This is a genomic window from Streptomyces sp. NPDC029122 (assembly GCF_055569445.1).
The window spans coordinates 133822-140867 of the sequence record NZ_JBVHWK010000006.1; the positions used below are offsets into that span (position 1 = coordinate 133822).

Below are 7046 nucleotides of genomic sequence, written 5' to 3' on the forward strand. Positions count from 1 at the left end.
CCCATCGACATTTACTAGGACGTCCTAGTAAATTCACGGGTATGGACGCTGACGCCATCGAGGAGGGCCGCCGTCGCTGGCAGGCCCGGTACGACAAGGCCCGCAAGCGCGAGGCCGATTTCACGACGCTCTCCGGAGATGACGTCGACCCCGTCTACGGGCCCCGCCCCGGCGACTCGTACGAGGGGTTCGAGCGCATCGGCTGGCCCGGGGAGTACCCCTTCACCCGGGGTCTGCACGCCACCGGCTACCGCGGCCGGACCTGGACCATCCGCCAGTTCGCCGGCTTCGGCAACGCCGAGCAGACCAACGAGCGCTACAAGATGATCCTGGCCGCCGGCGGCGGCGGGCTCTCCGTCGCCTTCGACATGCCGACCCTGATGGGGCGCGACTCCGACGACCCGCGCTCGCTCGGAGAAGTGGGCCACTGCGGCGTGGCCATAGACTCCGCCGCCGACATGGAGGTCCTCTTCAAGGACATCCCGCTCGGCGACGTCACCACCTCGATGACCATCAGCGGCCCCGCCGTGCCCGCCTTCTGCATGTACCTGGTCGCCGCCGAGCGCCAGGGGGTCGACCCGGCCGTGCTCAACGGCACCCTCCAGACGGACATCTTCAAGGAGTACATCGCCCAGAAGGAGTGGCTCTTCGAACCCGAGCCGCACCTGCGCCTCATCGGCGACCTCATGGAGTACTGCGCGAACGGCATCCCCGCCTACAAGCCGCTCTCCGTCTCCGGCTACCACATCCGCGAGGCCGGGGCGACGGCCGCGCAGGAGCTCGCCTACACGCTGGCCGACGGTTTCGGCTACGTGGAACTCGGCCTCTCCCGCGGCCTCGACGTGGACCACTTCGCCTCCGGCCTCTCCTTCTTCTTCGACGCGCACCTCGACTTCTTCGAGGAGATCGCCAAGTTCCGCGCCGCCCGCCGCATCTGGGCCCGCTGGATGAAGGAGGTCTACGGGGCGAAGTCGGACAAGGCCATGTGGCTGCGCTTCCACACCCAGACGGCCGGCGTCTCCCTCACCGCGCAGCAGCCGTACAACAACGTCGTACGCACCGCCGTCGAGGCCCTCGCCGCCGTCCTCGGCGGCACCAACTCCCTGCACACCAACGCCCTCGACGAGACCCTCGCCCTCCCCAGCGAGCAGGCCGCCGAGATCGCGCTGCGCACGCAGCAGGTGCTGATGGAGGAGACCGGCGTCGCCAACGTGGCCGACCCGCTGGGCGGTTCCTGGTACGTCGAGCAGCTCACCGACCGCATCGAGGCCGACGCCGAGAAGATCTTCGAGCAGATCAAGGAGCGCGGCCTGCGCGCCCACCCCGACGGCCGGCACCCCATCGGCCCCATCACCTCCGGCATCCTGCGCGGCATCGAGGACGGCTGGTTCACCGGCGAGATCGCCGAGTCGGCCTTCCAGTACCAGCGCTCGCTGGAGAAGGGCGACAAGCGGGTCGTCGGCGTCAACGTCCACCACGGCTCCGTCACCGGCGACCTGGAGATCCTCCGGGTCAGCCACGAGGTGGAGCGCGAGCAGGTCCGCGTCCTCGCCGCCCGCAAGGAGCGCCGCGACGACGCCAAGGTGACGGCCGCGCTGAAGGCGATGCTGGACGCCGCCCGGGACGGGTCGAACATGATCCCCGCCATGCTGGACGCGGTACGCGCCGAGGCCACGCTCGGCGAGATCTGCAACGTCCTGCGCGATGAGTGGGGCGTCTACACCGAGCCCCCGGGCTTCTAGGCCCCGCGGCCCGGCGGAGGCCGGTCGTACCCGCCGACGCGGCGGCGGGCACGACCGGCCTTCCCCCTTTCCGGGGAAGATTGCGACGCGCCGCGCGCTCAGGCGTGGGCCGCGCCCTGGAGGCCGTGCATCAGGAGGGCCGTGAAGGCGGACGCCCACAGCTCGTCCACCGGCTCGCAGCTCACCAGTGCCCGGTGCACCACCGTGCCCGCGATCACGTCGAAGATCAGGTCGGTGGTCTGGCCGGCCAGGGAGACGTCCTCCTCGGGGGGAAGCTCGCCCCGGGCCTGGGCGCGTTCGCGGCCCAGTACGACGAGACGTTTCTGCCGGTCCACGATCGCCGACCGGATCCGGTCCCGCAGCGCCTCGTCCCGGGTGGACTCCGCGACCACGGCCATCAGCGCCGTCCGGGCCTCCGGGCGCCGCAGCAGCCGCGCGAACTGGAGCACCACGTCCTCGATGTCGGCTTCGAGCGAGCCCCGGTCCGGGAGCTCCAGCGCGTCGAAGAGTTCCGCGACCGCGTCCACGACCAGCTCGTTCTTGCCCGCCCAGCGCCGGTAGAGGGTGGTCTTCGCGACGCCGGCGCGGGCCGAGACGTCCCCCATCGTCAGCTTCGACCAGCCCAGCTCCACCAGCGCGTCCCGGGTCGCCGCGAGGATCGCGGCGTCCGCCGCCGCACTGCGGGGGCGGCCGGTGCGGCCGTGCGGGGCGCTGGCGCCGGGGCTGGGGTTGCGCATGGCCGAGACCATACCCGTCGGTAGGGGAACCGGCGGGAGCCCTTTCGGTGTGGTTCAGATCACGGAGCACGCGGGCGCCGGGGGAGTTACGCTACGGCTCGTAGCGTAAGAGCGACAACCACGCGAAGCTACTGGCGCCAGGTGGGGACCCGGCGCCGAACGGGGCACGACGCACAACGACCAACGCTCGAGGAACATCGCAGGACGATCTTTCGGGATCCTTTTCGTCGGCGCGCGCACAGGGGGGAGGATGTACGCATGCAGCCCAGAAACATGTCCATGAGCGGCGTCGTCGACCTCGCCGCTGTGAAGGCGGCCGGCGAGGCCAAGGCCAAGGCCGAGCAGGCGCGCAAGGACGCGGCCCGACAGGCCGGCGGCGGCGCTCCCGGCGCGCCCGGCGGTGCCGTGCCGGCGTCCGCCCTCGTCTTCGACGTAGCCGAGGCGGGCTTCGAGCGTGACGTGATCCAGCTTTCCCACGAGGTCCCGGTCGTCCTCGACTTCTGGGCCGAGTGGTGCGAGCCGTGCAAGCAGCTCGGCCCGCTGCTGGAGCGCCTCACCGTCGAGGCCGGCGGCCGCTTCGTCCTGGCGAAGATCGACGTCGACGCCAACCAGATGCTGATGCAGCAGTTCGGCATCCAGGGGATCCCGGCCGTCTTCGCCGTGGTCGCCGGCCAGGTGCTGCCGCTGTTCCAGGGCGTGGCGCCCGAGCAGCAGATCCGCGAGACCCTCGCCCAGCTCGTCCAGGTCGCCGAGGAGCGCTTCGGTCTCGTCGGCCTCCAGGTCGACCCCGGGGCCGAGGGTGCCCCGGCGGCCCCCGCCGAGGTGCCGGCCGGTCCGTACGACGCGCTGCTGGAGGCGGCCGTCGTGGCGCTGGACGCGGGTGACCTGGGCGGCGCCGTCCAGGCGTACAAGAACGTACTGGCCGACGACCCGGGCAACACCGAGGCGAAGCTGGGCCTGGCCCAGGCCGAGCTGCTGTCCCGAGTGCAGCACATGGACCCGCAGGCGGTGCGCGCCGAGGCGGCCGCGAACCCCAAGGACCCGGCCGCTCAGATGGCGGCGGCCGACCTGGATCTGGCGGGCGGACACGTGGAGGACGCCTTCTCGCGCCTGGTGGACACCGTACGGGTCACCTTCGGTGACGAGCGGGACGCCGTTCGGGTCCGGCTGCTGGAGCTGTTCGAGGTGATCGGGACCGACGACCCGCGGGTCTCGGCGGCCCGTACGGCGCTGGCCCGGGTGCTCTTCTAGCCGTACTCCGGCGGCGTCCGCCGCCCCCGGCGATTTGTTGACACGGAGATAAACAGCGGCCGCGCTTTGCCAAATCTTGGCAATCGCGGCCGCTGTTACTCGCAGTAAATCGAACCCCGTGAACTGTCCGGTTGGTTCGCTCTTCCTCCCTTCTGTCGTGGCCCCGGGTGACACCCAGCGTGCCCGCGTGACGGCACCCGGCAAGACTCCGGTTATCCAGCCGTTACCCGCCAGTAACGACCCCCCTTGTGCCCCGGCCGGGAATGCACCACGATCGGCGACGCTCGGTCCTTCCCGCGGAGCCGCTCACCCGGAACCGCGGCGGAGGGTCCCCACCGGGCCGGCCGGTGACAGTGGCACCGGCCGTGGACAGGGGGGTCTCCGCCACACCGGCGGAGCCTGTCCTCCAGGTTGCGCGAACGCGTGGCCCAGTGGTTGTCGCTCGGGGGTGAACGCCGGTGTACGGACGCGGCTGCGCCGCGGCTCGGCCGCCTGCGCTCCTTCCCGAGGACGTAGCACTTCTCCCATCCCAGGACGGGCCTCCCGGCCCGGACCGGAGATGTACGTCCGAGAAGGAGGAACAAGATGAGTTCTCAGGTGCGTGGCGGAACCAGATGGAAGCGCTTCGCGCTCGTCATGGTGCCGAGCATCGCGGCCACCGCCGCGGTCGGTGTGGGTCTGGCGCAGGGCGCCCTGGCGGCGTCCTTCAGCGTCTCGGGCCAGGACTTCAAGGTGTCGGCCGACCAGCTGGTCGGTGACAACCTGATCCAGTACGGCAGCCTGGCCGAGGGTGCCCAGCTCGGCTCCAAGGAGAAGACCAAGCACCCGGTCACGATCTCCGGCTTCAGCCGTGCCGAGATCACCAACATGTGCCAGTCGCTGGTGACGCCGACTCCGATCGGCCCCATCACCCTGCAGCTGCGCACGGGCAACAAGGGCCGTCCGGCCGTCGCGGAGAACATCTACCTCGACGTCGCCGAGCTGGACGCGGACGCCAAGTTCGACCAGCTCGACATCGGTGTCGCGGTCGGCGACGGAAGCCACACCACCAAGCCGGTCCCCGGCACGGTGGCGGACGCAGGGCTGTTCTCGCAGCGGGCCAAGAAGGCCACGCTGACGAACGTCCGCCAGAAGGCGTGGGCGACGACGGCGGGCACCTTCACGCTGCCCGACCTCAAGCTGCGCCTGCTCAGCGGCAACCAGCCGTGCTACCAGGACGAGAAGTAGTCCCGTCCCGGATGTGACCGGCCGGCCGGGCGCGCGGCGGCAGCCGTCGCCGCGCGCCCGGCCGGGCTCCACAGAGTTCTCCGTACCACCGTTTCCAGGGAGCTGTTGTCCATGAACCCCCAGGCCCCGGTTCACGCCGCAGACGATCACTGGCTCACTGTCATGCGCCACCGCTTCCGTGCCTGGCGAGGTGCCCGTCCTTTCTGGGCCGGACTGTTCACGCTCCTCGGCGGAGTGCCGATCATCTACTTCCCGTTCGCGGACATCCGGCTGGCCAACGTCAGCCTCGCGATGGCGACGACCTCCGGATCCGTGTCGCTGATCCTCGGCGTCCTGCTGATCACGCTGGGCCTCGGCCTCTGGTTCCAACAGGGCATCCGCGTCTTCGCGGGTGTCGCCGCGATCCTGCTGGCCCTGGTGTCGATCCCGAAGTCCAACCTCGGCGGCTTCTTCATCGGTTTCCTCACCTCCATGATCGGCGGATGCCTCGCGCTGGCCTGGGCGCCGGGTGCTCCGGCGGAGGAGGAAGAGCCCGAGCTCCCCGAGGCGCAGAAGGGGGACCCGTTCCACGGATTCCCGGGTCCCCGCGACACGGAAACGGTGTACGCGACCGAGACGACTGCCCACGCCGATGGCGGGAGGAACAGTGCGGGGTGATGAGACGCAGCGGGGCGTGACCCCCGGAGCGGAGTCCCGTGAGAGAAGGGGCCCGCGCCACGCGGCGCCCAGGAAGTCGCTGCTGAACAAGCTCCAGATACCCGTCGGCAAGACGATGGCGCTCGCGGCGATGCCGACGGCCGTGTTCGTCGGGATGGGCATGGCCCCGAAGCTGGCACTGGCCGACGAGAAGGACATCCCCTTCGCCCCCGGCCCGTGCGTGACCCGCTCCGACGAGCCGACGCCCAGTCCGTCGACGTCCACGTCGGGCTCGCCGTCGCCTTCGGCCTCGGCGTCGCCTTCGGCCGGTGCGAGTCCCTCGCCGGGCGCGAGCAAGGCCCCGAAGCCGGCGGTCAGCCCCTCGGCGTCCCCGTCGGCCCGGCAGCCCGAGGTCCCGAAGACGCCGAAGCAGCCGTCGACGAGCGCCTCCCCGTCCCCGTCGGCCACGGCCACGGCCACGAAGCCGGTCAACCCGCTGGACCCGCTGGGCGTCGGCAACGCCCTCAAGGACCTCGTGGACGGCCTCGGCAAGCCCCTCCAGGACGCGACGAAGCCGGCCACCCCGGCGCCCGCGCCCACCCCGCCCACCCCGGCCAAGGACCCCGCCGCCGACGCCATCCGCGACGCGGCGAAGAAGGCCGGCGCCACGGTCGAGGAACTGCCCCAGGACGTCAAGGACACGGCCACCAAGCCGAAGGACGAGACGGGCAAGACGCCCAAGGACGCGCAGAAGGACGGGGACAAGGCCTCGCCGAGCCCCTCCCCGACGACGTCGGCGACGACGGACCCGGACGGGAAGCAGCCCTTCCCCTGCCCGACCTTCGACGCCGAGGCCTTCGCCAACGCCAAGCTGGAACCGGGGATCCCGCTCCTGCCGGACGAGCCCTGGTACCTGGACAGCTCGCTGCTGACCCTCTACGGCCTCGACTACGAGGGCATCGTGGAGGTGAAGACGGCGGGCGGCAAGATCAAGAAGGTCCTGAAGTTCACGGCGGACTCGCTGGACATCAAGGACCTCTACCAGACCGTCGGCAAGGGCCCCAACGTCGCCCACCTCAAGTCGCGCCCGGGCTCCACGTCCCAGATCCGCGGCGGCAAGGTGACGATGTACACGGAGAGCCTCAAGGGCAACCTCTTCGGGCTCATCCCGGTCGAGTTCACCCCGAAAACCCCGCCGCCCCTGAACGTCCCCTTCGCGTTCTTCACGAACGTCAAGGTCGTCCAGGCCGGCCAGTTCGGCGGCAACCTCACGGTCCCGGGCCTGAGGAACTACATCGGCCCGCCGGAGTAGCGGTCCGCCCGTGCACAGGCTGTGGGGGGGGGACCCCGGGGGGGGGGGGAAAAGACGGCGTGGGGGGGGGGGGGGGAAACGCCCCCCGGAATCCCCCCCCCTCCCCGCAGTCCTTCCTTGCTCTTGGGTCTCCTCCTCTGT

At 70.9% G+C, this 7046-nt stretch carries 6 protein-coding genes; 5 read left to right on the top strand and 1 reads right to left on the bottom strand.

The genetic code is table 11. The annotated features are described in order from the left end of the window. Positions 1-41 precede the first annotated feature (41 nt). The gene (locus tag ACZ4WZ_RS10240; protein ID WP_007266635.1) at positions 42-1742 is read left to right on the top strand and encodes an acyl-CoA mutase large subunit family protein; all 1701 of its coding nucleotides are present in this window, start codon (positions 42-44) and stop codon (positions 1740-1742) included. Between the two features lie 98 nt (positions 1743-1840). Here ACZ4WZ_RS10240 and ACZ4WZ_RS10245 read toward each other — a convergent pair whose 3' ends face one another. Beyond that, positions 1841-2479 (bottom strand): TetR/AcrR family transcriptional regulator, encoded by a 639-nt coding sequence (locus ACZ4WZ_RS10245; RefSeq protein ID WP_467887683.1) that lies wholly within the window; start codon positions 2477-2479, stop codon positions 1841-1843. Positions 2480-2737: 258 nt separating this feature from the next. On the opposite strand from ACZ4WZ_RS10245, the gene ACZ4WZ_RS10250 reads away from it, so the two are divergent. The 4 genes from ACZ4WZ_RS10250 (at position 2738) to ACZ4WZ_RS10265 (ending at position 6905) form a co-directional block, all read left to right on the top strand. After that, on the top strand, positions 2738-3730 hold the full coding sequence (locus tag ACZ4WZ_RS10250) for a tetratricopeptide repeat protein (protein WP_467887686.1): 993 nt from the start codon (positions 2738-2740) through the stop codon (positions 3728-3730). 585 nt (positions 3731-4315) lie between these two features. Continuing rightward, positions 4316-4957, top strand: a complete 642-nt coding sequence (locus ACZ4WZ_RS10255) for a DUF6230 family protein (protein WP_467887688.1) — start codon at positions 4316-4318, stop codon at positions 4955-4957. A 111-nt stretch (positions 4958-5068) separates the two neighbouring features. Beyond that, positions 5069-5614 (top strand): DUF6114 domain-containing protein, encoded by a 546-nt coding sequence (locus tag ACZ4WZ_RS10260; protein WP_467887691.1) that lies wholly within the window; start codon positions 5069-5071, stop codon positions 5612-5614. After that, positions 5604-6905 carry a hypothetical protein gene (locus tag ACZ4WZ_RS10265; RefSeq protein ID WP_467887694.1) on the top strand — a complete coding sequence of 434 codons (1302 nt, stop codon included), beginning with the start codon at positions 5604-5606 and terminating at the stop codon, positions 6903-6905. Before ACZ4WZ_RS10260 ends, ACZ4WZ_RS10265 begins: the two co-directional genes overlap by 11 nt. Positions 6906-7046: the final 141 nt, after the last annotated feature.

Excerpts from the sequence above, each read along its gene's own strand:
- ACZ4WZ_RS10240 (WP_007266635.1), top strand. The coding sequence starts at position 42 with ATGGACGCTGACGCCATCGAGGAGGGCCGCCGTCGCTGGCAGGCCCGG.
- ACZ4WZ_RS10245 (WP_467887683.1), bottom strand. The coding sequence starts at position 2,479 with ATGCGCAACCCCAGCCCCGGCGCCAGCGCCCCGCACGGCCGCACCGGC.
- ACZ4WZ_RS10250 (WP_467887686.1), top strand. The coding sequence starts at position 2,738 with ATGCAGCCCAGAAACATGTCCATGAGCGGCGTCGTCGACCTCGCCGCT.
- ACZ4WZ_RS10255 (WP_467887688.1), top strand. The coding sequence starts at position 4,316 with ATGAGTTCTCAGGTGCGTGGCGGAACCAGATGGAAGCGCTTCGCGCTC.
- ACZ4WZ_RS10260 (WP_467887691.1), top strand. The coding sequence starts at position 5,069 with ATGAACCCCCAGGCCCCGGTTCACGCCGCAGACGATCACTGGCTCACT.